The organism is Microbacterium phycohabitans (assembly GCF_032464935.1).
In the GTDB taxonomy this organism is placed as follows: Bacteria; Actinomycetota; Actinomycetes; order Actinomycetales; family Microbacteriaceae; genus Microbacterium; species Microbacterium phycohabitans.
The window spans coordinates 633165-659933 of record NZ_JAWDIT010000002.1 but is presented as its reverse complement, the minus strand read 5'-3'; the positions used below and the strand labels follow the sequence as shown (position 1 = coordinate 659933).

Below are 26769 nucleotides of genomic sequence, written 5' to 3'. Positions count from 1 at the left end.
TCGACGCACCCGGCGGCGTCGGCTCGCCCTCCCCTTCGGAGAGCCGTCGCCGCCTTCGTGCGCGCGCAAGCAGACGACCAGATCCCGTCGAGTCATCGCGGGTGTCGCACGCGGGCTCCGTGCCGGGCCGTGGCCGCCGAGCCGCTCAGCGCCTCGCGAGCAGCCTCGTGGGCGACGGCGAGACGGTGCGATGGCGCACGCGGCCCGGCACACCCGTCCGCGCGTCGAGCGGCAGAGACACGATCTCGTCGGCGAGCTGGCCGGCCACGAGCAGGGTGTCGTCGACCACGAGATGGTGACGCGGCCAGTGCGTACCGGTCTCGGCGAGCGCGGTCAGCTGCAGGCTCTCGCCCGCGCCGCGCACGGCGAGCACGCCGACCGTGTCGCTCCCGCGCACACCGGCGTACAGCGCCGATCCGTCACGTCCCATGCTCAGCTCAGCCGCGGTGTCGGTCTCGAGCGTGCCCAGCAGCTGCTCCCCGGAGCGCACGTGCCAACGCCCCTCGCGGTCGGTGGCGAGCACGAACACCTCGCGACTGAGCTCGGTGACGACGTAGAAGTGCCCGGAGGGATGCCAGAGCCCGTGCCGCGGACCGCTGCCCTTCGGGAGCACCACATCTTGCACGGGTCGCAGCCCGCCGGGAACGGTGCGCCAGATCCGCACGAGGTCGAGGCCCATGTCGGTGGTCGCGACGAGACCCCCGGGGAGGAACGTGGCCTGGTGTGCGCGCGAGACGCGGGCGCCGGCGACGGCCTCCTCCGATTCGGCATCCGTCTCGGGCACGTCGTCGTACGCCGGGATGAGGTGGGCGTACTCCTCGCCGGCCGCCTCGCGCAGAGCGCGGGCCGCGGCCGCGAGGTCGGGGACGACGGCGCCCGACACCCGAGCGCCGGTGGAGAGCGTTCCCTCCTCCGCCGACGATTCGTAGGGGTCGGTGGCCGCGGCGGCGATCACCGGTCGTGAGGGGCGGCCCGCGGCATCCAGGTCCATGCGCACCACGCGCCCGTCGCCCCAACAGCTGGCGACGAGGAACGACGTGTCGGGGGCGACGGCCACGTGGCACACGGCCGCACCCGCATCGATCGGCGCCCCGAGCGGAGCCAGCCGCGTGTCGGAGACGCGGCGGTAGGCCTGCACCACCCCGTCGGACTCCAGGGCGGCGTAGAGGATCTCACCCGAGGGGTGCGGCGCGATCCACGAGGGCGATCCGGGCGCGGCGACGGCCGTGCCGACCATGCCGAGCGGCCCGCCGGCCCCCGCATCATCGGCCTCCCCGGCCTGCAGGATGCCGATGCCTTCCGCGGAGCCGGCATCCGCAGCGTACGCGCCGACCCAGAGGCGCATCAGTCGATGAGGTCGTGGCGCACGATGACCTGATCGCGGGCGGGGCCCACGCCGATCACCGAGATGCGCGTGCCGCTCATCTTCTCGAGGGCGAGCACGTAGTCCTGCGCGGTCTGCGGCAGGTCGTCGAACGTGCGGGCCGAGGAGATGTCTTCGCTCCACCCCGGGTAGTACTCCAGGATCGGCTTCGCGTGGTGGAAGTCGGTCTGGTTGACCGGGAGGTCGTCGTACCGCTCACCGTCGACGTCGTAGGCGACGCACACGGGGATCTGCTCGAGACCCCCGAGGATGTCGAGCTTGGTCAGCACGAGGTCGGTGATGCCGTTGATGCGGGTCGCGTAGCGCGTGATGGGGGCGTCGTACCAGCCCACCCGGCGCGGGCGGCCGGTGGTCGTGCCGAACTCGAAGCCGCGCGAGCGCAGCCAGTCGCCGCTCTCGTCGAACAGCTCGGTCGGGAAGGGCCCCGAGCCGACGCGGGTCGTGTAGGCCTTGACGATGCCGACGATGCGGTCGAGGCGGTTCGGGCCGACCCCGGAGCCGGTCGCGGCCCCACCGGCGGTCGCCGACGACGAGGTGACGAAGGGGTAGGTGCCGTGGTCGACGTCGAGCATGGTGGCCTGGCCGCCCTCGAAGACGACGACGTCACCCGCCTCGAGGGCGTCGTTGAGCAGCAGGGAGGTGTCGGCGACCATCGGGCGCACGCGCTCGGCGTAGGCCAGCAGGTCGTCGACGATCTCGTCGGCCGTGATCGATCTGCGGTTGAAGATCTTCACCAGGAGGTGGTTCTTCTGATCGAGGGCGCCCTCGACCTTCTGCCGCAGGATGTTCTCGTCGAAGAGGTCTTGCACGCGGATGCCGACGCGGTTGATCTTGTCGGCGTAGGCGGGGCCGATGCCGCGACCGGTGGTGCCGATCATGCGCTTGCCGAGGAAGCGCTCGGTGACCTTGTCGAGCGTGCGGTGGTACTGCGTGATGATGTGCGCGTTGGCGCTGATCTTGAGCCGGCTGGTGTCGAGGCCGCGGGCGTTGAGCGCCTCGAGCTCGTTGAAGAGCACCTCGAGGTCGACGACGACGCCGTTGCCGATCACGGGTGTGACCCCCGGAGACAGGATGCCGCTGGGCAGCAGGTGCAGGGCGTACTTCTCGTCACCGATGACGACGGTGTGCCCGGCGTTGTTGCCGCCGTTGAACTTCACCACCCAGTCGGTGCGCTCACCGAGCAGGTCGGTGGCCTTGCCCTTGCCCTCGTCGCCCCACTGGACGCCGACGATCACGATTCCGGGCATGAGTGCTCCTCGCATGTTGTCCGGCGGAACACCCCATCCTACCGAGCACGTGCGACAACGCCCGTCGGCCTGCCGCACGCAATGCCCGGTCACTACTCTGAACGGATGACGACGTCGACGCGGTGGACCACCGGCTGGAATATCGCGCGCGCGGTCGCGGCCGTGAGCATCATCGTCGCCGTGGTGGCGCAGCTCGTGTCCTCCGTCGCCGGCGCCATCGACAAGGGGCGCGACGTCGTCACGACCGTCGCCAACTTCTTCAGCTTCTTCACGATCCTCTCGAACGTGTCGGCCTCGATCGTGCTGCTGCTCCTCGCCGTGCGGTTCCTCCGGCGGCGGAGTCTCGACGTCGATCCACCCGCCCTCGCGACCGTGCTCGCGTGGGTGTCGACCTACATGATCGTCACCGGCATCGTCTACAACCTGCTTCTGCGCGGCCTCCCCCTCCAGCCCGAGACCGTCGGCTGGTCCAACGAGATCATGCACGTCTGGGGTCCGCTCTTCCTCCTCCTCGACGTGCTCCTCGGATCGGGGCGTCGGCGCCTGCCCTGGACGGCGGCCCTGGGCGCGGCGATCTTCCCCGTCGTGTGGATCGTCTACACGCTGGTGCGCGCGCCGCTCATCACCAACCCCACCACGGGGGCGCCGTTCTGGTACCCCTACCCGTTCCTCAACCCCAACGAGGGCGGCGGCTGGGGCAGCGTGGTCGTCTACATCGTCGTCATCGCGGTCGTGATCGTGGGACTCGCCTACGGCGTCGTCGCGATCGGCCGTGTGCGGGGGCGGCGCGCGATCTGAGCCGAGCCGGGGGCCTTGCTCGGGCGCAGCCGGGCATCGTCGGTGCGGGACTCGGGTCGCCCTCCTCCCCGGGGAGATCGCCGACCAGGCCGCTCTCAGCGAACGCCCGGCGTGAGCGCCGGGCCGTGCTCACCTGATGAGCGCCGACCCTGTGGCGCTGCGCAAGACCTGAGCGCCCTACCCTGGAACGCGTGCGCACGCGACTGATGTCCGCGGCCCTGGCCGCCTCCGCCCTGCTCCTGCTCGCCGGCTGCGCCGGGGGCACCACTCCCGACAGGGCACCCGACGCGGGTGCCTCGGCCAGCGCCGGCAGCGCGGAGTGCGCGTACCCGGCTTCGGGTCAGCCCGCCGTCGACGTCACCCCGCCCGCCGCGGGCACCGACCGACCGAGCGGCGACGTCGAGGCGGTGCTGAAGACCTCGGCGGGAGACATCCCGATCACCCTCACCGGCGAGCGCACCCCGTGCACCGTCGAGAGCTTCGTCTCGCTCGCGCAGCAGCAGTACTTCTCGAACACCGAGTGCCACCGCCTCACCACCTCGGGCATCTTCGTGCTGCAGTGCGGCGACCCCACCGGCACCGGCCGGGGCGGACCGGGCTACCGCTTCGCCGACGAGCTCGACGGCAGCGAGACCTATCCCGCCGGGACGGTCGCGATGGCCAACGCCGGTCCGGGCACCAACGGGTCGCAGTTCTTCCTCGTCTACGAGGACACGCAGCTGCAGCCCGACTACACCGTCTTCGGTCGGATGTCGCCCGAGGGCCTCGCCGTCGTGCAGGGCATCGCCGCGGCCGGCGCCGAGGGCGGGGCCGCCGACGGCCGCCCGGCGACGCCCGTCACGATCACCGACGTCGTGGTCGGCTGAGGCTCCTCCCCAAGCCGCTCGACGGCCACGCTCGTCCCCCGGAGTCGGGCCACGGCATCCCTCCGCCCTAGAATCGAGGGCATGTCCAAGGTCCTGCAGTCCCTTCCCGTCGGCGAGCGCGTCGGCATCGCCTTCTCGGGTGGTCTCGACACCTCCGTGGCCGTCGCGTGGATGCGCGACAAGGGTGCCGTGCCCTGCACCTACACGGGCGACCTCGGGCAGTACGACGAAGACGACATCGCCTCGATCCCCGGCCGCGCCACGCAGTACGGCGCCGAGATCTCGCGCCTGGTCGACTGCAAGACCGCGCTCGTCGAAGAGGGCTTCGTCGCGCTGGCGTGCGGCGCGTTCCACATCCGCTCGGGCGGTCGCACCTACTTCAACACCACGCCCCTGGGCCGCGCCGTCACCGGCACGCTGCTCGTGCGCGCCATGAAAGAAGACGGCGTCGACATCTGGGGCGACGGCTCCACCTACAAGGGCAACGACATCGAGCGGTTCTACCGCTACGGCCTGCTCGCCAACCCCGCGCTGCGCATCTACAAGCCGTGGCTCGACGCCGACTTCGTCACCGAGCTCGGCGGCCGCAAAGAGATGAGCGAGTGGCTCGTCGCCCACGACTTCCCCTACCGCGACAGCGCCGAGAAGGCCTATTCGACGGATGCCAACATCTGGGGCGCCACGCACGAGGCGAAGACGCTCGAGCACCTCGACGTCTCGCTCGAGATCGTCGAGCCCATCATGGGCGTGCGCTTCTGGGACCCCGCGGTCGAGATCGAGACCGAAGACGTCACCGTCGCCTTCGAGGCCGGTCGCCCGGTCGCGATCAACGGCACGCGCTTCGACGACCCGGTGGCCCTGGTGCGCGAGGCGAACACGATCGGCGGTCGCCACGGCCTCGGCATGAGCGACCAGATCGAGAATCGCATCATCGAGGCCAAGTCGCGCGGCATCTACGAGGCCCCGGGCATGGCGCTGCTGTTCCTGACCTACGAGCGCCTGGTCAACAGCATCCTGAACGAAGACACCCTCGCCACGTACCACGAGCAGGGTCGTCGCCTCGGTCGCCTCATGTACGAGGGCCGCTGGCTCGAGCCGCAGTCGCTCATGCTGCGCGAGTCGATCCAGAAGTGGGTCGGATCGACCATCACCGGCTCGGTCACCGTGCGCCTGCGCCGTGGCGAGGACTACACGATCCTCGACACCGTGGCATCCGGCATGTCGTACTCGCCCGAGAAGCTGTCGATGGAGCGCGTCGGCGACGCCGCGTTCGGGCCCGTCGACCGCATCGGCCAGCTCACCATGCGCAACCTCGACATCGCCGACTCGCGTGCCCGCCTCGAGCAGTACGCGGCCCTCGGCCTCATCGGCGGACCGACCGGCGAGCTCGTCGGCGACGTCGCCGCCGGTGGCGCGCAGGAGATCATCGAGCCCGCCGCTCCCCTGACGGCCGACGGCGAGCGTCTCGCCGAGGCGACGGATGCCGCGGGCGAGGGCGCCGCGTTCGACAGCGGCACCGACTGACACGCGCGCGTGACGAGCTGACGCGCGTTTTCGCGAAGCCGGTGGTCCGTCGGGCCACCGGCTTCGTCGTGTCCGGCCGGGCGCGCCGGCGTCGCGACGGGCGAGCACAGGACATCACGCGAGAACAGGACCGACTGCCACCACCCCGCCCTGTTCCGGAACGATCGCCTGTCCTCATGGGATCCAGAGGGCCGTCGACTATAACTTGCACACCAGTGTGCACTTTAGGCGTACACTCGACCCGTGACCATCCCCACCCGCCGTGACGCCGTCGAGAACCGCGCCGGCATCCTCGACGCGGCCACCGCCGCGATCGGCCACGACCCCCGCGCCTCGATCGACACGATCGCGCGCCGCGCCGGCCTCTCGCGCCGCGCGCTGTACGGCCACTTCGACGACCGCAACGCGATCGTGCGCGAGGTCATCGCCGCCGGCGCCGCCCGTTTCAACGCCATCGCCGACGACGTCGACGACGCCGACTCCCGCGTCGCGCTCGCCCGCTTGGCATCCGAGCTCTGGCGCGAAGCCGCCCACGTGCAGGCCGCCGCCGCCCTCGCCCTCGACGACGCGCACCTGCCCGAGACCTCGGCGGCGCTCGCGCCGCTGCGCCGCCGCATCGATGCGATCGTCCGCCGCGGTCAGGAGGCGGGCGAGCTGCGCACCGACCTCCCCGCGCCGACCCTGGCTCGTCTGCTCGAGGAGACCGGTCGCATGGTCGTCTCCCGGGTGGATGCCGAGTCCTCCACCGCGCGCGCCATCGCGGTGTGCGCCGTGCTGGGCATGGCGGGACTGTCGTGGACCGAGGCGCGCGAGATCCTCGCGCAGCACCCCGAGCTGGAGGCGCAATGAGAATCGTCGTCGACGCCGTCGCGAAGGGCCGCAGCGAGCTGCCCGCAACCACGACGGCCTACGAGACCGGCACCGCCACCCTCGTGGTCGCCGAGACGGAGCAGCGTCCCACGGTGTTGGGTCTCGTGGCATCCGGTCGCATGAAGGTCGACGCCGGCAGCGTGACGATCGACGGACGGGCCGACCGCGGCGCGATCCGCCGTCGTGTCGCCCTCGTCGACGCGCCCATCGTGTCGGAGCCGGAGCCGAACGTCACCGTGACCGGCGTCGTCGCCGAAGAACTGATGTTCGCAGGCCGCGCGCCGACCCCCTTCGCGGCCGCGCGCTGGCTCGAGCAGATCGGGCTCGAGGCGATCGCGTCGCTGCCCGTGGGGAACATCGACCCCGCCGCGCGCGTACGCCTGCTGCTCGAGCTCGCCGCCCTGCGCAAAGACGTCGAGGGCCTCGTGCTCGTCGCTCCCGACCGCCACGGGGGCGAACCACTCGGGTGGTGGCGCATCGCGCGCGAGTTCGCCGAGCGCGGCTACGCCGTGCTCGTGATCGCGGGGAGCGCGTCGCGCACCGCGATCGACCGGTTCGACGACGCCGAGGAGGCGACGCGATGAAGATCCCCCAGATGATCACGGCCGAGCTGCGCCGCCTCACCTCCACCCGCATGTCGGTGCTGGCCCTGATCGCGCTGCTCGCGGTGCCGATCCTCTACGGCGGCCTGTACCTCTGGGCCAACCAGGACCCCTACGGCAACCTCTCCAACGTTCCCGTGGCCCTCGTCGTCGACGACCGGGGTGCCGAGGTGAACGGCGAGCAGCGCGACCTCGGAGACGAGGCCGCCGAGCAGCTGCTCGACGACGGCACCTTCGAGTGGCACCGGGTCTCGGCGGATCAGGCCGACGCCGGCCTGCAGGCGGGCGATTTCGACTTCATCGTCACCCTGCCGGCCGATTTCACGGAGGCCGTCGCCTCGCTCTCGAGCGACAGTCCCCGCCAGGCCGACATCGAGCTGCGCACGAACGACGCCAACAACTACCTCGCCTCGACGATCGGCACGCAGGCGGTCGCGAAGATCCAGACCTCCGTCGCGCAGAAGGTGATCGACGAGGCCGGTGGGACCCTGCTCGACGCCCTGCACACCATCCGCGTGAAGCTCGTGGATGCCACGACCGGGGCCACACAGCTGGTCGACGGTCTCGCGACCGCGAAGGACGGCTCCTCCCAGCTGGCGAGCGGCTCGGTCACGCTCGCCGACGGTTCCTCTCAGCTGGCCGACGGAACGTCGCAGCTCTCGGCCGGAGCGAACCAGCTGCGCGACGGGACGGCGCAATTGCGTGACGGGTCGGCGCGCGTCGCCGACGGCGCCCAGCAGGTCGCCGGTGGCGTCGATCGCATCGATGCCGCCGCCCGACAGGTCGGCTCGATCTCCGCCGACGCGGCGGCTCAGCTGCCGCAGGCGCGGAGCGACATCGCCACGGCCCTGGCCGACGCCGGGCTCGACCAGGCGCGCATCGACGAGATCCTCGCCCGCCTCGACCCCGTCGGTGACCGCCTGACCGCCGCGAACGATCGCGTGCAGAGCACCGTCGCCCAGATCGACCAACTCGACGACGGCGCCCGCCAGGTCGCCGATGGCAGCGCCTCGGTGGCCTCGGGGGCAGCGACGGCCGCCGACGGAGCCTCGGCCCTGGCCGACGGCGCCGCCTCCGCGGCATCCGGGGCCGCACAGCTGCGCGACGGATCCGCCCAGCTCCGCGACGGCGCCGCTCAGCTCGACAGCGGCATCGCTCAGCTCTCCGACGGTGCGACCCAGCTGCGCGACGGCCTGGCCGCGGGGGTCGAGCAGATCCCCGACTCCGACGACGCCACACGGCAGGCGCAGGCGGCGGCCATCAGCGATCCCGTCGCGGTCGGCACGAGCGCCGTCACCAAGGCGCAGAACTACGGCGCCGGCCTCGCCCCGTTCTTCGCCGCGCTGGCGGGATGGATCGGCATCTACGCCCTCTTCCTCATCGTGAAGCCCGTGTCCAAGCGCGCCATCACGGCGCTGCGCTCCCCCGTGCGCGTGACCCTCGCCGGGTGGCTCACGCCGGCGGGCCTCGGGGCCCTGCAGATGGTGGGGCTGTTCACGGTGCTCGCCATCGCCCTGCAGTTCTCGTTCGCGAACCCATGGGCGGCCCTCGGCATCCTGCTGTTCGCGTCGGCCACCTATGCGGCGATCGTGCTCGCGCTGAACGTGTGGCTCGGCTCGGTGGGGCAGTTCCTCGGCCTGGTGCTGATGGTGCTGCAGCTCGTCACCGCCGGCGGGACGTTCCCGTGGCAGACCCTGCCCGCCCCCCTCGCGGCGCTGCACCACGTGTTGCCGATGGGATACGTCGTGGACGCCATGCGGCAGGTCATGTACGGCGGCGACGTCTCGCGGGTCGGACCCGATCTGCTCGTGCTCGGCGCGTGGATGGCCGGTGGCGTGCTGCTCGCCGCGATCGGGGTGACGCGGATGACGCATCACCGCACCCTGCGCGACCTGCAGCCGAGCCTGATCGGCTGACGCGGCGCCCCCACCTCGCGCGAGTCGCCAGATTTCGTCGCTTCGCCAGTCTCCCAGGCGACAATTTCTGGCGACTCACGCAGGAGCGACGGGTCACGTCGGCAGACGCACCGCGAACACCGTGCGCCCCGGTTCGCTCTCGACCGCGATGCTCCCGCCGTGGGCCTCGGTGATCGCCTGCGCGATCGAAAGTCCGAGCCCCGTGCTGCCGGCATCCCGGTTGCGGGAATCGTCGGCCCGCGCGAACCGGTCGAACAGCCGCCCGGCGACCCCCGGGTCGATGCCCGGCCCGTCGTCGACGACGCGCAGCACCGCCTCCGCCCCGTCGCGGGCGAGCGAGAGGGTCACCGTCGTGCCGGGCGGCGTGTGCACCTGGGCGTTGCGCAGCAGGTTGGCCACCACCTGCCGCAGGCGGTTCTCGTCGCCGGTCACCGAGATCAGGTCGTCGGTGACGTCGAGGCGCCAGGCGTGCGTGGCATCCGCCGCCTGCGCGTCGCTCACGGCGTCGACGGCGAGCAGCGTGAGCTCCACCTCGTCGCGGCGCAGGGGCTGACCGGCATCCAGGCGCGCCAGCAGCAGCAGGTCGTCGACGAGTGATGCCATGCGCGTGGCCTCCGACTCGATCCGGTCGAACGAGCGCGCCTGCGTCGGCGTCATCGGGGCATCTTCGCCGAGCGACAACTGCGCGTAGCCGCGGATGCTCGACAGCGGGGTGCGCAGCTCGTGGCTCGCGTCGGCGATGAACCGGCGGAGCTGGTCCTCGCTGTGCTGGCGCGCCGCGAGCGAGGTCTGCACGTGCCCCAGGAGTCCGTTCAGCGAAGCCCCGACGCGGCCCACCTCGGTGGTCGGGTCGGTGTCGGCGTCACCCACGCGATCGGGGATCTCCACGCTCCCCGCGGCCAGAGAGAGCGTCGACACCCGCTGAGCGACCGCGGCGACGCGATCGAGGGGCCGCAGACTCCGACGCACGAAGAGCGAGAGGCCGATCACGGCGATCAGCAGGGTCGCCGCGCTGACCGCGAGGAGGATCACCGTCAGGGCTGTCGTGGTCGCCGAGACGTCGGCATCCGAGTTGCCGGCGAACACCGTCGTGCCGTCGACCTCGGCCGCGGCGACCCGGAACGACCCCAGGTCGCCGCCGAGGTCGATCGTGACCGGGGTGCGGTCGGTGGGCACGTCCGCCTGCAGCAACGCGACCTGGTCCGCCGTCAGCTGCACCTGCGTGCCGTCGCTGCGCGTGTAGTCCGACGTGCGCACGGTGCCGTCGGAGGCGACGACCGCCTGCAGCGAACCGATCCGCGGCGCCGGGCGGTCCGCATTCTGGCCCTGATCCTGATCCTGGCCCGGCGGGGGCTGGGATCCGCCGCGGTTCTCGAACGACCCGCGACCGGATGCGAACGACAGCCCCTCGGTCACCTGCTGATCGAGCCGATCGAGGGTGAAGGAGCGCAGCGACACGATCGTCGCGAGGCTCATGACGACGAAGGCGAGCGCGACCAGAAGGCTGGTGCCGACGACGAGGGTGCGGCGCAGCGTCCACCGCCGCCCCGGCGAGCGCCGATCGGCCGGCTGCCGCGACGACGAATGCGACGACGACGAGGACCGCGACACGGCGGACGCGGTCATGACGCCTTGATCGTGTAGCCGACGCCGCGCACCGTATGGATGAGCGGTTCGCCGAGGGTGTCGATCTTCTTGCGCAGGTACGAGATGTAGATCTCCACGACGCTGCCGTCTCCGCCGAAGTCGTAGCTCCACACCTGGTCGAGGATCTGCGCCTTGCTCAGCACGCGGCGCGGATTCTGCATGAGGTAGCGCAGCAGCTCGAACTCGCGGGCGGTGAGCTTGATCGGGATGCCGCCGCGCTCGACCTCGTACGCCTCCTCGTCGAGCGTCAGATCGCCCACGCGCAGCCGCGGATCGGCGTCGGCGACCGCGGCGACGTGGCGTCGGGCCATGCCGCGCAGGCGCACGACGACCTCCTCGAGGTTGAAGGGCTTCGTGACGTAGTCGTCGGCTCCCGCCGAGATGCCGGCGATGCGGTCTTCGACGGCATCCTTCGCCGTCAGGAACAGCACGGGAGCGTCGTTCCCGGCCGCGCGCACGCGGGCGAGCAGCGCCATGCCGTCGAGCCCCGGCATCATGATGTCGAGCACGAGCAGGTCGGGGTCGAACTCGCGGATGACGCCGAGCGCCTCCTGCCCATCGGCGGCGGTGCGCGCCTCCCACCCCTCGTTCTGCAGCGCCATGCGCAGGAGCTCGCTCAGGTTGGCCTCGTCGTCGACGACGAGCGCGCGGATCGGCGTGCCGTCGGGGCGCAGGAGGGGGGCGGGGCGGGAGGTCATGGATGCCAGCATGCCCGCCCACAGCCGCCGTGTCACCGCGACATACGCGCTTCATAGAAACCGTGAGGCGGCGGTGAGGGTGCCGTTCCTACGTTCGCTGCGACGGCCGCACCTCGCGTCCGGAAGGAGAAGCATGTACGGCACCTACCTGCGGCGCGAACTCGCCGGCCGCACCAAGCAGACCGTGATCGTCGCGGTCGGACTCGCGATCGCGATCGCTCTCGTCATCGTGGTCAACGCCCTGTCGGCGGGAGTGCGCGACGCGCAGTCGCAGGCGCTGTCGTCGGTCTACGGCGTCGGCACCGACCTCACCGTCACGGGCGCGCAGACCCAGCCCGGCGAGGACGGCGGGGGTCCGCGGTTCGACTTCGGCGCCGAGGACGGCGCCACCAGCGACGGGACGACCACGCTCAGCCAGTCGCGCCTCATGACCGACATGATGCGCGGAACGCTCGACGCGTCCACCGTGACGACGGTCACCGGTCTCGACGGCGTCTCGGCCGCGACCGGCGCACTCGCGCTGACCAACACCACGTTCTCGGGCCAGATCCCCGACCGCAGCGCCACCACCGACGGCAGCACGGGCAGCGGCTCCGCGCAGGGCCAGGGCATGGGCGAGCCCCCGGCCGGCGGCCCCGGCGGCGACGGCGGCAGCGCCTTCGGCGTCGACTCCTTCAGCGTCCTCGGCGTCGACCCCTCGGCATCCGTCGGCCCCCTCTCCTCCGTCACGGTCAGCGAGGGCCGCGCTCTCGATGCCGCGGATGCCGGCACCGACGTCGCCGTCATCGACGCGACCTATGCGGCGAGCGCCGGCCTCAGCGTCGGCGGGACCGTCGACGTGGGCGGCACCGCGATGCAGATCGTCGGCATCGTCGCCTCGGCCTCGGCCGACGCCGACACCGCCGCGAACGTCTACCTCCCCCTCGACGTGGCCCAGTCCCTCGCCGGGGTCGGCGACGTGGTGTCGACCGTCTACGTGCAGGCCGATTCGGCGGATGCCATCGACCAGGTGCAGAGCGAGATCGCCGCCGCACTCCCCGACGCCACCGTGAGCTCGCAGTCCGAGCTCGCCTCCACCGTCTCGGGTTCGCTCTCGAGCGCCTCGACGATGATCTCGAACCTCGGCACCTGGCTCAGCCTCGTCGTGCTGCTGGTGGCCCTGGCCCTCGCGGTCCTCTTCACGATCTCCGGCGTCGCCCGCCGCACGCGCGAGTTCGGCACGCTCAAGGCCATCGGGTGGTCGAACGCGCGCATCGTGCGGCAGGTCGCGGGCGAGTCGCTCGTGCAAGGCCTGCTCGGCGGCGTCGCGGGTCTGATCCTCGGGCTCGGCGGCATCCTGCTGGTCAACGTCATCTCGCCGACCATCTCGGTCGCGGCGAGCAGCTCGGGCGGCTCCGGAGGCCAGGGCGGGCCCGGCGCCGGTGGTCCCGGCGGCGGTTTCGGTCAGGCGGCGGCGCAGGCCACCGACATCGTGCTGAGCGCCCCCGTCACTCCGGTCGTCGTCCTGGCCGCGGTCGGCATCGCGGTGCTCGGCGGCGTGCTCGCCGGAGCGTTCGGTGGATGGCGCGCCGCTCGCCTCAGCCCCGCCGCCGCCCTCCGTTCGGTCGCGTGAGCGGCATCCCCCGTCCTTCGAAGGAGACATCATGACCCTCACCGTTCCCACCACCACCGCCACCGCGTATCGCCTCTCGAAGGTCACGCGCACCTACCGACAGCGCGAGCGCACCGTGCAGGCCCTCGCCGGCATCGACCTCGAGATCGCCGCGGGCGACTTCGTGACCATCCAGGGCCCGACCGGTGGCGGCAAGTCGACGCTGCTGCAGATGCTCGGCGCGCTCGACCGCCCCTCGAGCGGGTCGGTGACGCTCGGCGAGGTCGACATCGCGAGCGCGTCGAACGCGCAGCTGAGCCGCTTGCGCGCCGAGGAGATCGGCTTCGTGTTCCAGGGCTTCAACCTCATCCCCACCCTGACCGCGGCGGAGAACGTCGACATGGGGCTCGAGCCGTTGCACCTCGACCGCGGCGAGCGCGACCGGCGGGTGACCGAGGCCCTCACGCGCGTCGGCCTGGCCGATCGTGCCGACCACCGCCCGGGCGAGCTCTCGGGCGGTCAGCAGCAGCGCGTCGCGATCGCGCGTGCCGTTGCGAAGCAGCCCCGCGTGCTGCTCGCCGACGAGCCGACCGGCAACCTCGACGAGAGCATGCGCGACGAGATCCTCGACGTGCTCGAGACGCTCAACGCCGAGGGGCTGACGCTGGTGGTCGTGACGCACGACTCCGCCGTGGCGCGCCGGGCCCGCCGCCGCCTGCGTCTGGCGAAGGGCGTGGTGACCGACATCACGAACGGCTGACCCGGGGAGGGGTGGTCCGGGGCACCGGGCCACCCCCTCCGTCGCAGCCGCGAGGCCCGGATCCTGTCGAGAACGCGAGGACCCTGAGCCTGCGAGAACGCGAGGACCCTGAGCCTGTCGAAGGGTCCGGACCCCGCCCCGACCCCGAGCTCATCGAGACCGGTAGGACCCTGAGCCTGTCGAAGGCTCCGGACCCCGCCCCGACCCCGGAGGCTTCGACAAGCTCAGCCACCTCCGCCCCGATCCGCGCCGCGCCGCGCCCGGAGGCTTCGACAAGCTCAGCCGCCTCCACCCGGACCCCTCCGACCACCCGAGCCGTCAAGTCCCGCCGCGGCCGCGGCATCCACCCCCTACAGTCGAAGCACGTCGAAACCGAGGGATGGGATGCCATGGCCGCCCGCAACACCCGACTCATGCGCTGCACGCCCGACGACCTCTTCGCGGTGCTGTCGGACGGGTGGCTGTACCCCGTGTGGGTGGTCGGCGCGGCCCGCATGCGAGACGTCGACGCGCAGTGGCCGCGCGAGGGCAGTCGAATCCACCATTCGCTCGGTGTCTGGCCCGTGATGATCCACGACGAGACCGAGATCGTCGAGTGGGACCCTCCGCGTCGACTCCGCCTGCGGCCGGAAGCCGGTCTGCTCGGTCGCGGAGTGATCCGCATCGATGTGCGCCCGCGCGGCGACGGGATCGCCGTGACGATCGTCGAGGAACCCGTGTCGGGCGCCGCCGCCCTCCTGCCCTCGCTGCTGTGGAAGCCGATGCTCGTGGCGCGCAATCACGAGTGCCTGAACCGCTTGGCGTTCCTCGCCGAGGGGCGCCGCGACGAGCGCGAGGCGCGCGAGCTCGACCACCGCACCGAGACACCCGATCCCGCCGAGGGAACCCCGTCGCCGCAGGCGGAGGAGGACGTGCGGGAAGCCGGCGTCTGACGCCGAACGCCTCGTCCCGGGGAAACGCACCGTCGCACGCCCGCGGTCCCCACCGCTCCGGGAGATGATGCGAAGAACGCCCGTCACCGCCGACGCGCGAAGGGAGAAACCGATGGATGCCGACGTCATCGTCGTGGGCGCGGGGCTGGCCGGCCTGGTCGCGAGCAACGAGCTCGTGCGGGCGGGCCGACGCGTGATCCTCGTCGACCAGGAGAACGCCGCGAACCTCGGTGGGCAGGCGTTCTGGTCGTTCGGAGGAATCCTCCTCGTCGACTCCCCCATGCAGCGTCGCCTCGGCGTGCGCGACTCGTTCGATCTCGCCTGGCAGGACTGGCAGGGCTCGGCCGGGTGGGACCGGCTCGACGGCCCGCACGGGGAGGACGAATGGGCGAAGAAGTGGGGGCGGACGCTCGCGGACGCGCTGTGACCGCTGCGGCTCTCAGCGCTCGGGTCGCTCCTGGGCGCCCGTCGACCCGGGCTGCTCGGTACGGTGCTGCAGCTCGTCGATGTAGAGGTTCTCTTCGTCGGTCGTGCGGTTGCGGTACGCCGCCCGCCCCACCATGTGCGCGGCGAGAGGAGCCGTGGCGAACTGGATGAGCACGATCGGGATGCCGAAGGCCACCACCTCCCACGTGCGCACCGACAGTGCCACGGCGATGACGATCAGCAGCACGCCCAGCACCTGGGGCTTGGTGGCGGCGTGCAGGCGCGTGGGCACGTCGCGCCAGCGGAGGAGCCCCATCGTCGCCGTCAGGCACAGCACGGCGCCGATCAGCACGAGGACGAGGGCGACGGTGTCGAGCACGGATTCGAGGCTCACCGCGGGTTCTCCTTCCGCGCGACGAAGCGGGCGACCGCGATCGAGCCGAACACGCCCACCGCGGCGATGATCAGCATCGCCGGGAGCGAGCGCGTGTGGTGGTTGATCACCATGTCGGCGCCCAGGATGCAGACCACCTCGGTCAGCAGCACGTCGGCGGCGACCGCGCGGTCGAGGATAGAGGGCCCGATGACCAGTCGGATCAGGGCGAGCACGGCGGCCGCAGCGAAGACGACCAGGATCACGAGGACGAGAGCGGTGTTCACAGCGGGGTCCTCCCCTCGCGCGGCGATTCGATGGACTCGTGGTGGTGCGTCGAGCTGTCGGCGATGCGCGCACGCAGTTCCTGCAGCTCCTCCTTCGAGCCCACGGCACGCGTGATGCGAGCCTCCCAGCCGAGCACGATGCGACGCTGGTGCTCGGCATCCTCGTCGCTTCGCACCCCGATGGTGTGCAGGTAGAGCGTGCGGTTCTCGCGATCGACGTCGACGATGAGCGAACCCGGGATGAGGGATGCCGTGACCGCGGTGTGCGCCATGATGACGTCGTCGTCGACCCGCAGCGGAACGGCGATGATCGCAGCCCCCGGCTGGCGTCGGAGGTCGAGCACCTGCCACGCCACGATGAGGGAGCCCTTGATGACGGCGCCGAGGAAGGTGACGACGAAGATGAGGCCGTACCAGAGGTTGATCCGGCCCGACAGCTCGACCGGGGGCAGGCGGAACACGCGGGTGACGAAGACCGCCATGACCAGGCCCGTGAGCAGGCCGAGCCAGGTGAACTGGCCCCACAGCAGCATCCACAGCGCGACCAGCCACACCAGCAGGGGCAGCTGATGCAGGAAGAGCGACACCTGCGAGCGACGCGTCGGGCTCATCGTTGACCCGCCTGTTCCTGCAGCTGCACGAGGGTGACGCCGTCGGCGACGCGCTCCCCCGCACGAAGGCACATGTCGAGCAGGGGGCCGGCGAACACCGTCAGCGAGATCGTGACGATCACCATGCCGGCCGTGGCCAGGGTCATGATCTTCGGAATGGTCCGGCGCTCGGTCGAGATCGCGGCGGCGGGGGCGTTGCCGAGGTAGGCGATGCGCTCGCTCGTCTCGGCGGAGTCGTCGTCCTCGCGCCAGAACGAGAGGTTCCATGCGCGCATCAGGGCGTAGAGGGTCAGCACCGAGGTGACGATGCCACCGACGATCAGCACCATCATCACCGGGGTGCCCACCTGGGCGGCCGCGTCGAAGAGCGCGTACTTGCCGATGAAGCCCGAGAACGGCGGGAGTCCGCCCAGGTTGATCGCCGGGATGAAGTACAGCACCGCGAGCAGGGGCGCTCCGCGCATGAGGCCCTTGACCTTCAAGATCGAGGTGCTGCCGGCCTTGCGCTCGATCAACCCCACCGCCAGGAACAGCGTCGTCTGCACGATGATGTGGTGGACGATGTAGTAGATCGTCGCGCCGATCGCGAGCGGGGTGTTGATCGCGAGTCCGAAGATCATGTACCCGATGTGGCTCACGAGCGTGAACGACAGGATGCGTTTGAGCTCGGCCTGCGCGACCGCCCCGAGCACCCCGACGATCATCGTGGCGAGCGCGACCATCATCAGCAGGAAGTTGATGTCGTTGTCGACGAAGAGCTGCGTCTCGGTGCGGATGATCGCGTAGACGCCGACCTTCGTCAGCAGACCCGCGAACACCGCCGTGACCGGGGCCGGAGCCGTCGGGTACGAGTCAGGCAGCCAGAACGACAGGGGGAACACGGCGGCCTTGATGGCGAAGGCCAGCAGCAGCATGAGGTGCAGGATCGTCTGGGTGTCCTGCGGCAGCAGTGCCATGCGCTCGCTGATCTGCACCATGTTCACGGTGCCCAGGGCGCCGTAGACCATGGCGATCGCGGCGAGGAAGAGGATCGACGACACCAGCGAGACGACGATGTAGACGACGCCGGTGCGGATGCGGGACTCGGTGCCGCCGAGCGTGATGAGCACGTACGAGGCCACGAGCAGGATCTCGAAACCGACGTAGAGGTTGAACAGGTCGCCGGCGATGAAGGCGTTGAAGATGCCCGCGCCCAGGATCAGATACGCCGGATAGAAGATCGAGACCGGGGTGTCGGCGTCGTTGTCGGCGGCCCCCTGGCCGATCGAGAAGAGCAGCACCGCGAGGAGCACGATGCTCGTTACCACCACCAGGAGGGCGGCCAGCACGTCGACGTAGAGCACGATCCCCAGCGGGATCTGCCACGCCGCGATGGCCACCGCGATGGGGCCGCTGGTGTCGACCGTGACGAGCAGGATCGCGCCGAGCACGAGCACGGTCGCGAGGGCGGCGACCGACACGACGATCTGCGTCCGCTTGCGGCGGCCGAAGATGAGGTTGATCGCGGCACCGATGAGTGGGATGCCGACGAGCAGGGGCACGAGGGCGCTCACGAGCGATCACCGTCCTGGGGGTCGCGGGAGTCGGCTCCCGCATCGTCCGTCTCTCGGCGAACCGCGACCCGATCGACCGGGGCGTCGTCGACGAGCTGCGAGAGGTCGCCCTGGTGCAGCACGCGGATGGGGTTGGCGACGTCGCCGACGAAGTCGGTGGTGACGTCCTCGTCGTCGGAGCGCGACTCCTCGTCCATCGCGTCCTCGACCTCTTCGGCGGTGCGCGTGCGCAGGGCCACGTCGTCGGCGTCGTCGATGACGGTGTCCGCCTGCCCCAGCTGCCACGACCGGTAGATCAGGGCCAGCAGGAACGCGGAGATGCTGAACGTGATGACGATCGCCGTGAGCGTCAGCGCCTGCGGGAGCGCGTCCGACATGTCGGCGGCATCCGTCTCCCCGCCGTCGTAGAAGGGCGCCCGGCCCGGCGCGCCCATCACGACGAGCAGCAGGAGGTTGGCCGCGTTGCCCAGCAGCAGGAATCCGATGAGCACGCGCGTCAGGCTGCGCTCGAGCATCGCGTACACGCCGCACGCGAAGAGCACGGCCATCACGATGACCAGCACGAGGGAGATGCTCACGAGCTGCCCACCTCCGCGTCCTCGGGCAGTTGCGACTGCCGATCGACCTCGGCACCGAGACTGCGCAGAACGTCGAGCACCAGACCGATGACCACCAGGTACACCCCGATGTCGAAGATCGTGCTGGTGACGAACTCCCAGTGCCCGATGATCGGCAGCTCACCCTCGAACGTGAAGCTCTGCAGCGGAGCGAAGCCGGAGACCATCGGCACGAGGGCGCACAGCACCGCGATCGCCATGCCCGCTCCGAGCAGGCGGCCCGCGTCGGTCGGCGCCGCGGCACCCAGCTCCCAGCGACCACCGGCGATGTAGCGCATGACGAGGCCCATGCCTGCCACGAGCCCACCCGCGAAACCGCCGCCGGGCAGGTTGTGACCGGCGAAGAGCAGGTAGAGCGAGATGACCATGATCGAGTGGAACAGCACGCGGATGATGATCTCGAGCAGGATCGACCGGTTCTCGGGCTGCACCTTCGACCCCGAGATGAGCCACGCGCGCGGAGCCCCGGACTCGCCCACGCGCTGAGCGCGCACTCCGGCATCGGTCTCGATGAGCGGACGACGTCGGCCGAGTCCGACCCGACTGCGCGCCGTCCCCGAGCGACGGTTGAGGTTGTCGCTGCGGTCGGTGATGAAGACGAGGGATGCCACGCCGGTGGCCGCGAGGATGAGCACCGACAGCTCGCCCATCGTGTCCCAGCCTCGCAGATCGACCAGGGCGACGTTCACGACATTGCGGCCGTGGCCGATCTCGTACGCCAGCGCAGGCCACTCGAGCGAGATGGGCAGGTCCTGGCGCGCGCCGGTGGCGACGATGGCCACGAGCGCCATCATCAGACCCACGCCCGCGCCCAGCACGGCCCGGGCGATCGGGGCGACGGACTCGTTGTGCTCCCCCATGCGCGCCGGCAGTCGCCGCAGCACGAGGGCGAACACCACCAGCGTCACGGTCTCGACGAGCACCTGCGTGAGCGCGAGGTCGGGGGCGCCACTGGTCGCGAAGAGCACCACGAGTCCCAGCCCCGTCACCGAGACCAGCGCGACACCCGTGTACCGCTTGCGGGCGCGGACGGCCAGGATGCCGGCGGCGATCATGAGCGGGGCGGCGATGAGCTGCGTCGGAGACTGCCACGCATCGAGTTGGGCGCGCCACTCGCTCGAGGCCAGCAGAGCGGTGCCCTCGGCGACGACGAAGACCACGAAGATCGTGCCCACGTAGAACGGCAGCGACCCGCGCTGGAACCGCGCCGTGACCCACTCGGACGAGTGATCGATCGCGCGCAGAGTGACGTTGTAGGCGTCGTTCGCGGTGAAGGGGAGCACCCGGGGTCGCTTGTGCAGCTGCGTCTTGCGCACCAGCCAGAACACGCCCGCGCCGAGCGCGAGGGTGCCGAGCGAGATGAACAGCGCGGGCTCGAGACCGTGCCAGAGAGCCAGGTGGTAGGGGTAGTCGGGAGCGGGAACGCCGGGCGTCGCCTCGGGAAGACCGTCGGCATAGGGCGCGAGCCAGTGGTCGACGATCGGGGCGAGGAGGCCGAGGGCCAGGGATGCCGCGGCCAGCAGGACGGGAGCCGACAGGAAGCCGATGGGCGGATCGGGCCAGTCGGTCGTCTCGACGTCGCGCTTGGTCCAGTACGCGCCCCACAGGAACCGGATGCCGTACCCCGCCGTCAGGGCGGAGCCCAGCACGATGCCGATCAGGGCCACGAGACCCCAGGGCGCTCCGGCCTCGGCCTCGTGCAGGAGCGCCGTCAGCGCGGTCTCCTTCGCGACGAATCCCAGCGTGGGGATGACGCCGGCCATCGACCCGATCGCGATGAACGACGCGGTCGCCATCACCGGCGCCTGCCGGCCGAGGCCCGACAGCTGCCCGATGTCTCGCGTGTTGAGCTGACGGTCGATGACGCCCACCACGAGGAACAGGCACGACTTGAACAGCGCGTGGCTGAGCAGGATCGCGACGCCCGCGAGGGCGGCATCCCTCGTGCCGTAGCCCAGCATGACGGTGAGGAAACCCAGTTGGCTGACCGTGCCGAAGGCGAGGATGCGCTTGAGGTCTCGCTCGCGCAGGGCCTGGAACCCGCCCAACAGCATCGTGAACACGCCGAGCGCGATGAGGGTCGGGCGCCAGAACGGCGTCTCCGCGAAGCCAGGCGCCAGGCGCGCGATGAGGTAGATGCCGGCCTTCACCATGGCCGCCGCGTGCAGGTAGGCGCTGACCGGGGTCGGCGCGGCCATCGCTCCGGGCAGCCAGAAGTGGAAGGGGAAGATCGCGGACTTGCTGAGCGCGCCGACCAGCAGGAGGAGGACCGCGATGTCGACGACCGTGCCCGTGGGCGGGTCGGCGAGGATCGCCGACAGGCTCGACGTTCCCGCCTGCACGACCATCAGCACGACACCGATCAGCATCACGAGTCCACCGAGTGTGGTGACCAGCAGCGCCTGCAGTGCCGCTCGACGACTCGCTGCACGGGCGTGGTAGTAGCCGATCAGGAGGTACGACAGCACGCTCGTCGCTTCCCACAGCATGACCAGCACGACGATGTCGTCGGTGAGGACGAGACCGTACATCGCTCCCGCGAATGCGAGGAGAACCGCGGAGAACTGTCCGACGCCCCGCGTCTTGTCACGGAAATACCAGCGGCAGTAGAGCATCACGAGCGCTCCGACACCCGTGACCACCAGGGTCAGGAGCCACCCGAGCACGTCCATGCGCATCGACAGCGAGACGTCGATCGCCGGGATCCATTGGTATTCCTCGAACGGAATGTCACCGGCGAACACCGCGGGGGCGAGGACGATCGCGTGCGCGAAAGCGAGCGCCGGAAGGACCGCGGCGATGTAGAAGGCGCGAGCCCCGATCCGCGAAACGAGCCACGGGAGCGCCAAGGGCAGGACCGCGAAGGCGCCGAGGAACATCAACATGTTCGGGCCTCCTCGGGGTCGACGGGCGAATGCCCGGGCTCTCGGGGTGTCGGACCTATTCTATGCGGAGCATGAGAGTTCGCGGACCACGAATCCTCATGTGGTAGGCGGCGGGGCGGTCGTCGTGCCGGCGCGGAACGTGCACTTCAGGTCGAGACCGGAGGGTTCGGCATCCTCCAGCATCGCCGCGACCGCCTCCCCCGCCGCACGCCCCTTCGCGGTCGCGGGCTGGACAAGCGTCGTGAGCAAGTGAGGGGCGAGGCCGTCGACCACCACGCCGTCGAAGCCCGTGACGCTGACGTCGTGCGGAACGCGCAGCCCGGCCTCCTCCGCCGCGCGGATGACACCGGCGGCGAGCAGGTCGCTCTGCGCGATCACCGCGGTGGGTCGGCGCGACGGATCGGCGAAGATCGTGCGGCCCGCGATCGTGCCCTCGTCGATCGAGCTGGTCGCGGCCGCGAGCATCGGCGCGTGGGGGAACACCTCACGCGCCCCCGCCAGACGATCGGCGGTCACGTCGACGCGGACGGGCTCGTCGGCGGCGACCCACCCGCGTCGCCGCGAGGTGTCGATCGGCAGGGTCACGAGCACGACGTCGCGGTGGCCGAGGTCGGCGACGTGCTGCGCCGCGGCGCGCTGAGCCTCGGCGTTGTCGAGCAGCACCCGGGGGACCCCCTCGCCCGCGTCGCCCTCGACGACCACGACCGGGATGCCGCGCCCCCGCACGATCTCGAGGGAATCGCGCATGCGCGGGCTGCACCCGATCAGCACGGCCGCGTCGATGGGGGCGGTGTGCAGCGAGGGTTCGCTGACGGTCTCGCCGTCGTCGCGCAGCAGCAGCAACGCCGCGCCGAGACGCGAGACGCCGTCGGCCAGGCCGTCCATCATGTGCGTGGTGACCGGGTCGAGGAACGCCGTGCCGAGGTGCGTGTCGAACACCACGCCGACGATCCCGCTGCGACCGCGACGCAGCGACGCCGCGCGCGGGTCGGGCCCCGTGTAGCCGAGGGCTTCGGCGGCCGCGAGCACGCGGGCCCGGGTCGCCTCGGAGGTGGGGGTCTTGCCGCTGAACACCACCGAGGCGGTCGACGCGGAGACGCCGGCCTCACGGGCGACGTCGCTGATGGTGGCGCGACGGGTGCTCACGGCCCGATCGTACCCGCGCCGCACCCCGGGCGCCGAATCGATTCGATCGATGTCGAATCGATTCGGTACAGTGTCCCCATGCCCACCTCGCTGACCCGCTCCCAGCTCGTGCGCTGGCACATCGCCATCTGCGCCATCTTCCTGGCGAGCGGACTGAGCATCTCGACCTGGGCGTCGCGGGTGCCCGCGATCCGCGAGTCGCTCGGCATCGAGAACTCCGGCGTCGGCCTGCTGCTTCTCGGCATGGGCGTGGCATCCATCATCGGTCTCTCCATCGCCCCGGCCGTGATCGCGCGGCTCGGTGCCCGCTCGGGCATGCTCGTCGCCCTCGTCCTCGTGGGGGTCGGACTCGCGATCATCGGATTCGGGGCCGACACCCTGCAGACCTTCGGGATCGCCCTCGTCGGCCTCGCCCTGTTCGGCTTCGGCAACGGCGCCGTCGACGTGATGATGAACGTCGAGGGAGCCGCCCTCGAGAAGGCGACCGGCCGCACGATCATGCCGTTGCTGCACGCGTTCTTCAGCTTCGGCACGGTCATCGGCGCCGGCCTGGGCTTCGTCGCCGTCAGCGCGGGCATCCCCGTGCTCGCGCACAGCGTCGCGATGGCCGTCGTCATCCTCGTCGTCGCCTTCGTCTCGGTGGCGAACGTGCCCCGCGCCGAGGTCGCGATGGACGCCCCCGCCGACGAGGAGCGCGCGCACTGGCGCGAGCGGCTCGCCACCTCGCTGCAGGCCTGGCGCGAACCGCGCACCTACACGCTCGGCGTCATCATGCTCGGCATGGCCTTCGCCGAGGGCAGCGCGAACGACTGGCTGCCCTCCGCGGTGGTCTACGGCCACGGCGCACCGGAAGAAGCGGGCCCCGCGGTGCTCGCGGTGTTCTCCGTGGCGATGACCGTCGGCCGCATCGCCGGCGGCCCGATCGTCGACCGCCTCGGCCGCGTGCTCGTGCTGCGCGTGCTCGCCGGCACGGCGGCGGCGGGTCTGCTGCTGTTCATCCTGGCGCCGTACGGACCGCTCGTGTTCATCGGGGCGGCGCTGTGGGGCCTCGGGGCCTCGCTCGGATTCCCGATCGGCATGTCGGCGGCCGCCGACGACCCCGCCAAAGCCGCCTCCCGCGTGGCGGCGGCCGCGACCATCGGCTACGTCGCGTTCCTGTGCGGCCCGCCCATCCTGGGCTGGATCGGCGATCACATCGGTCTGCTGAACACCCTGTTGATCGTGGTCGGGCTGATCGTGGCATCCGGGCTCTTCTCCGGCGCGGCGAAGCCGCTCGTGACCGCCGAGGCGAAGGTCGACGAGGCCGCGCGCCGCTGAGGCCGGCCGGGTGCGCGGGCGGCCGACTTCGGGGTCGGTGTCGCCGGCGAGCGCGATTAGGCTCGTCGGGTGCGTCTCGTCATCGCCCGTTGCTCCGTCGATTACACCGGCCGACTCAACGCGCATCTGCCCCTCGCCACCCGCCTGCTCGTGCACAAGAACGACGGCAGTCTGCTGGTGCACTCCGACGGCGGCTCCTACAAGCCGCTGAACTGGATGAGCCCTCCGTGCAGCCTGACGCGCGAGGACCCCGACGAGGTCGACCTCGAAGACGGCGTGATCGAGCGGTGGCGGGTGACGCACGCGAAGACCGGCGACGCGCTCCTCGTGCGCATCCACGAGATCATGCACGACACCGCGCACGACCTCGGCGTCGATCCCGGGCTCATCAAAGACGGCGTCGAGGCCGACCTGCAGCGCCTCCTGGCCGAGCAGGTCTCGGTGGTCGGTGAGAACCTCACCCTCGTGCGCCGCGAGTACCCCACCGCGATCGGCCCGGTCGACCTGCTGCTGCGCAACGACGACGGACCCGGCACGGTCGCCATCGAGGTCAAGCGCCGCGGCGACATCGACGGTGTCGAGCAGCTCACGCGCTACCTCGAGCTGCTGAACCGCGACCCGCTCCTGGCGCCCGTGACCGGCGTGTTCGCGGCGCAGGAGATCAAGCCGCAGGCGCGTGTCCTCGCCACCGACCGCGGCATCCGCTGCCTCACCCTCGACTACGACGAGATGAAGGGCGTGCAGTCCGGGGCTCCGCGATTGTTCTGAGCGGACACGCCTCGAGGCCCGCCCACCCGTGGGACCCGGGCCGCACGACTCCGCCGGTAGCGTGGTCGTATGCGCGTACGCTCTCCCTTCTCCTGCGTCCTGTGGGACGTCGACGGCACTCTCGTCGACGCATCGGAGGGGATCCTCCGCCGCCTGACCACCACGCTCGAGCATTTCGGCCACCGGGCGCCCACGCGCGGTGAGCTGTCGCACTGGATCGGCCCGCCGATGTTCGAGTCGTTCCAGGCCAACGTCGGGATGACGCCCGAGCAGGCGACCGAAGCGGTGGTGTTCTACCGCCAGCTCAACAAGAGCGAGGGCTACACGGTCAGCGCGCAGCTCTATCCCGGCGTGGCCGACCTCCTGCACGACGTGCACGCGGCCGGAGTGCCGCAGTCCACCGCGAGCTCGAAGCCCGAGGTCCAGGTCGTGGCCCTCATGGACCACTTCGGCCTGGCCCCCGACCTCGAGGCCATCGTGGGGGCGACCCTCGACGAACGCACCCTCAGCTCGAAGGCCGACATCGTCCGCGAGGCGCTTCGTCGTCTCGCCGCCACCGGAGTCGACGTCTCGCGCCCCGTCCTGATCGGCGACCGGCATCACGACGTCGAAGGCGGGGCGGATGCCGGGGTGCCGGTGATCTTCGTGCGGTGGGGCTTCAGCTGGCCCCACGAGGCAGACGGCGCCCAGGCGGTCGTCGATGACGTCGCGCAGCTGCGCTCTCTGCTGCTCCTGGAGGATCCCGCCGGTGCCTGACCTCGCCGCGGCGGTGCCGTTCGTCATCGCCCTCGTCGCGGCGGTCGTCGTCGCCCTCGTGATCGTGCTCGTCGTGCGGGCGGCGGGGCGCTCTCCGCGCGCCCGCAGCGCGGCCGACGAGGCCGTGGCCGGTGCGGCGGAGGCGCTGCGCCGGCTCGACGACGCCGTGGAGGAGCTCGACGTGGCCTTCGAGTCCGTCGACGCGCTCGACGCGCCGGACGCCCCGACGGAGCTGCGGCGCGGACGCTCCGCCGTGCACCGCGCCCGCGACCGCGGATTCATCGACCTGGACGCGCTGGACGACCGCTCCGCCGTCCCGGCGCGTCGGCGCGATCAGGCTCGACGTGTCGGCGAGGAGCTCGACGCGAGCCGGGCGCGGGTCGACGCTCTCGGAGAACGCCTCGACGAATGGGCTGCCGCCGGTCGCTCCCCCTCCGCCCTGCGTGACGCCGCACGAGCGCGCCGCGACGCGATCCTCTCCGCGACGGGCGACCCGGAACCCCTCCTCGCGGCTCTCCGGCAGCGCTTCGATGCATCCGACTGGATCGACGCGCAGCGAGCGGCCGATGCCGCTGCCGCGGCGCTCTCCGACGCCGACGAGGCGCTGCGCGACGCCGAGACCGATCCTTCTCCCGCCGTCCTCCGACGCGCGACCGCAGCGCTGCGACGCGCCGAGCGGCACGGACGTGCCGTCGAGGACGCCCACCGCATCGCTCTCCAGGCGGCCGACAACGCCGAGGAAGAACTCGCGGCCGCCCGCGACGAGCTCGATGCGGCGCTGGCGATCGCCGTGGCCCGCCCCGCGGACTGCGCGCCGTCCGCCGAAGAGACGCTGCGCGCGGCTCTCGAAGAGCTCGACGCCGCGGCCGCCGCCGCCGTTCGTCGCCCGCGCGAGGCGATCGCGACCGTGGCGCGCGTCCGAGAGACTCGCGATCACGCCCTGGGCACCGCTGTCAACGCGCGCCAGCGACTCGAAGCCGCTCGCGCCGCTCTTCCCGGCACGCTCGCGTGCGCGCGAGCCGCCGTCGCTGCGGCGGAGGCGCGCGACGACGCCCCGCCCATCGCCGACCGCCGGCGACTCGCTCGGGCGCGCCACGAGCTCGCCGCCGCCCGCGCGGCCACCGACGCCGCCGAAGCCCTGGCCAACGCCCGGGCGGCATGGCACGCGGTTCCCGCCGCCCGCGGCTGAGGCGGC

The 26769-nt window shown here is 71.4% G+C and carries 24 protein-coding genes and 1 pseudogene; 14 read left to right on the top strand and 11 right to left on the bottom strand.

Features of this window, described 5'->3' with window-relative positions; translation table 11 throughout:
• Window positions 1–145: 145 nt before the first annotated feature.
• Window positions 146–1345, bottom strand: a complete 1200-nt coding sequence (locus RWH44_RS07475; protein WP_316004073.1) for a lactonase family protein — start codon at window positions 1343–1345, stop codon at window positions 146–148.
• On the bottom strand, window positions 1345–2631 hold the full coding sequence (locus RWH44_RS07470) for an adenylosuccinate synthase (RefSeq protein ID WP_298870226.1): 1287 nt from the start codon (window positions 2629–2631) through the stop codon (window positions 1345–1347). The genes RWH44_RS07475 and RWH44_RS07470 overlap by 1 nt, the downstream gene beginning before the upstream one ends.
• 105 nt (window positions 2632–2736) lie before the next feature.
• On the opposite strand from RWH44_RS07470, the gene RWH44_RS07465 reads away from it, so the two are divergent.
• The 6 genes from RWH44_RS07465 (at window position 2737) to RWH44_RS07440 (ending at window position 9207) form a co-directional block, all read left to right on the top strand.
• On the top strand, window positions 2737–3429 hold the full coding sequence (locus RWH44_RS07465; protein WP_316004072.1) for a Pr6Pr family membrane protein: 693 nt from the start codon (window positions 2737–2739) through the stop codon (window positions 3427–3429).
• Window positions 3430–3620: 191 nt separating this feature from the next.
• Complete coding sequence (locus RWH44_RS07460) at window positions 3621–4295, top strand: peptidylprolyl isomerase (RefSeq protein ID WP_316004071.1); 675 nt, start codon at window positions 3621–3623, stop codon at window positions 4293–4295.
• 81 nt (window positions 4296–4376) lie between these two features.
• Window positions 4377–5819, top strand: coding sequence for an argininosuccinate synthase (gene argG, locus RWH44_RS07455; RefSeq protein WP_298870217.1), 1443 nt, complete (start codon window positions 4377–4379; stop codon window positions 5817–5819).
• 243 nt (window positions 5820–6062) lie between these two features.
• Window positions 6063–6668, top strand: coding sequence for a TetR/AcrR family transcriptional regulator (locus RWH44_RS07450; RefSeq protein WP_316004070.1), 606 nt, complete (start codon window positions 6063–6065; stop codon window positions 6666–6668).
• Window positions 6665–7273 carry a hypothetical protein gene (locus RWH44_RS07445; RefSeq protein ID WP_316004069.1) on the top strand — a complete coding sequence of 203 codons (609 nt, stop codon included), beginning with the start codon at window positions 6665–6667 and terminating at the stop codon, window positions 7271–7273. Before RWH44_RS07450 ends, RWH44_RS07445 begins: the two co-directional genes overlap by 4 nt.
• Window positions 7270–9207, top strand: a complete 1938-nt coding sequence (locus RWH44_RS07440) for a YhgE/Pip family protein (RefSeq protein ID WP_316004068.1) — start codon at window positions 7270–7272, stop codon at window positions 9205–9207. The genes RWH44_RS07445 and RWH44_RS07440 overlap by 4 nt, the downstream gene beginning before the upstream one ends.
• Before the next feature lie 93 nt (window positions 9208–9300).
• Here the strand turns inward: RWH44_RS07440 and RWH44_RS07435 are convergent, their stop codons facing one another.
• Together RWH44_RS07435 and RWH44_RS07430 are read right to left on the bottom strand one after the other, a co-directional pair.
• Entirely contained in the window at window positions 9301–10833 is a 1533-nt protein-coding gene (locus RWH44_RS07435) for a sensor histidine kinase (RefSeq protein ID WP_316004067.1), read from the bottom strand.
• On the bottom strand, window positions 10830–11552 hold the full coding sequence (locus RWH44_RS07430) for a response regulator transcription factor (protein WP_298870210.1): 723 nt from the start codon (window positions 11550–11552) through the stop codon (window positions 10830–10832). The genes RWH44_RS07435 and RWH44_RS07430 overlap by 4 nt, the downstream gene beginning before the upstream one ends.
• A gap of 133 nt (window positions 11553–11685) precedes the next feature.
• Between RWH44_RS07430 and RWH44_RS07425 the strand changes: the two genes are divergently transcribed.
• The 4 genes and pseudogenes from RWH44_RS07425 to RWH44_RS07410 all read left to right on the top strand — a co-directional run.
• Entirely contained in the window at window positions 11686–13164 is a 1479-nt protein-coding gene (locus tag RWH44_RS07425; RefSeq protein ID WP_316004066.1) for an ABC transporter permease, read from the top strand.
• Between the two features lie 31 nt (window positions 13165–13195).
• On the top strand, window positions 13196–13903 hold the full coding sequence (locus RWH44_RS07420) for an ABC transporter ATP-binding protein (RefSeq protein WP_316004065.1): 708 nt from the start codon (window positions 13196–13198) through the stop codon (window positions 13901–13903).
• A 389-nt stretch (window positions 13904–14292) separates the two neighbouring features.
• Window positions 14293–14835: an SRPBCC family protein gene (locus RWH44_RS07415; protein WP_316004064.1), complete on the top strand. Its 543-nt coding sequence runs from the start codon at window positions 14293–14295 to the stop codon at window positions 14833–14835.
• 112 nt (window positions 14836–14947) lie between these two features.
• A pseudogene (locus RWH44_RS07410) lies at window positions 14948–15253 on the top strand (FAD-dependent oxidoreductase); the annotation flags it as partial.
• Window positions 15254–15274: 21 nt separating this feature from the next.
• Here the strand turns inward: RWH44_RS07410 and mnhG are convergent.
• The 7 genes from mnhG to RWH44_RS07375 form a co-directional block, all read right to left on the bottom strand.
• Window positions 15275–15655: a monovalent cation/H(+) antiporter subunit G gene (mnhG, locus tag RWH44_RS07405; protein WP_316004063.1), complete on the bottom strand. Its 381-nt coding sequence runs from the start codon at window positions 15653–15655 to the stop codon at window positions 15275–15277.
• On the bottom strand, window positions 15652–15921 hold the full coding sequence (locus RWH44_RS07400) for an MrpF/PhaF family protein (RefSeq protein ID WP_316004062.1): 270 nt from the start codon (window positions 15919–15921) through the stop codon (window positions 15652–15654). The genes mnhG and RWH44_RS07400 overlap by 4 nt, the downstream gene beginning before the upstream one ends.
• The gene (locus tag RWH44_RS07395; protein ID WP_316004061.1) at window positions 15918–16532 is read right to left on the bottom strand and encodes a Na+/H+ antiporter subunit E; all 615 of its coding nucleotides are present in this window, start codon (window positions 16530–16532) and stop codon (window positions 15918–15920) included. Before RWH44_RS07395 ends, RWH44_RS07400 begins: the two co-directional genes overlap by 4 nt.
• The gene (locus tag RWH44_RS07390) at window positions 16529–18085 is read right to left on the bottom strand and encodes a Na+/H+ antiporter subunit D (protein WP_316004060.1); all 1557 of its coding nucleotides are present in this window, start codon (window positions 18083–18085) and stop codon (window positions 16529–16531) included. Before RWH44_RS07390 ends, RWH44_RS07395 begins: the two co-directional genes overlap by 4 nt.
• A complete protein-coding gene (locus RWH44_RS07385; protein WP_316004059.1) occupies window positions 18082–18663 on the bottom strand; it encodes a Na(+)/H(+) antiporter subunit C in 582 nt (193 codons plus the stop codon). The genes RWH44_RS07390 and RWH44_RS07385 overlap by 4 nt, the downstream gene beginning before the upstream one ends.
• On the bottom strand, window positions 18660–21587 hold the full coding sequence (locus tag RWH44_RS07380) for a Na+/H+ antiporter subunit A (protein ID WP_316004058.1): 2928 nt from the start codon (window positions 21585–21587) through the stop codon (window positions 18660–18662). Before RWH44_RS07380 ends, RWH44_RS07385 begins: the two co-directional genes overlap by 4 nt.
• 96 nt (window positions 21588–21683) lie before the next feature.
• The gene (locus RWH44_RS07375) at window positions 21684–22733 is read right to left on the bottom strand and encodes a LacI family DNA-binding transcriptional regulator (protein ID WP_316004057.1); all 1050 of its coding nucleotides are present in this window, start codon (window positions 22731–22733) and stop codon (window positions 21684–21686) included.
• Window positions 22734–22811: 78 nt separating this feature from the next.
• On the opposite strand from RWH44_RS07375, the gene RWH44_RS07370 reads away from it, so the two are divergent.
• The 4 genes from RWH44_RS07370 to RWH44_RS07355 all read left to right on the top strand — a co-directional run bounded on the left by RWH44_RS07370 (window position 22812) and on the right by RWH44_RS07355 (window position 26763).
• Window positions 22812–24050: an MFS transporter gene (locus RWH44_RS07370; protein ID WP_316004056.1), complete on the top strand. Its 1239-nt coding sequence runs from the start codon at window positions 22812–22814 to the stop codon at window positions 24048–24050.
• Between the two features lie 69 nt (window positions 24051–24119).
• Window positions 24120–24818 (top strand): endonuclease NucS, encoded by a 699-nt coding sequence (gene nucS / locus RWH44_RS07365; protein WP_316004055.1) that lies wholly within the window; start codon window positions 24120–24122, stop codon window positions 24816–24818.
• A 69-nt stretch (window positions 24819–24887) separates the two neighbouring features.
• Window positions 24888–25574 (top strand): HAD hydrolase-like protein, encoded by a 687-nt coding sequence (locus RWH44_RS07360; protein WP_316004054.1) that lies wholly within the window; start codon window positions 24888–24890, stop codon window positions 25572–25574.
• Window positions 25567–26763, top strand: a complete 1197-nt coding sequence (locus RWH44_RS07355; RefSeq protein ID WP_316004053.1) for a hypothetical protein — start codon at window positions 25567–25569, stop codon at window positions 26761–26763. Before RWH44_RS07360 ends, RWH44_RS07355 begins: the two co-directional genes overlap by 8 nt.
• Window positions 26764–26769 lie beyond the last annotated feature (6 nt).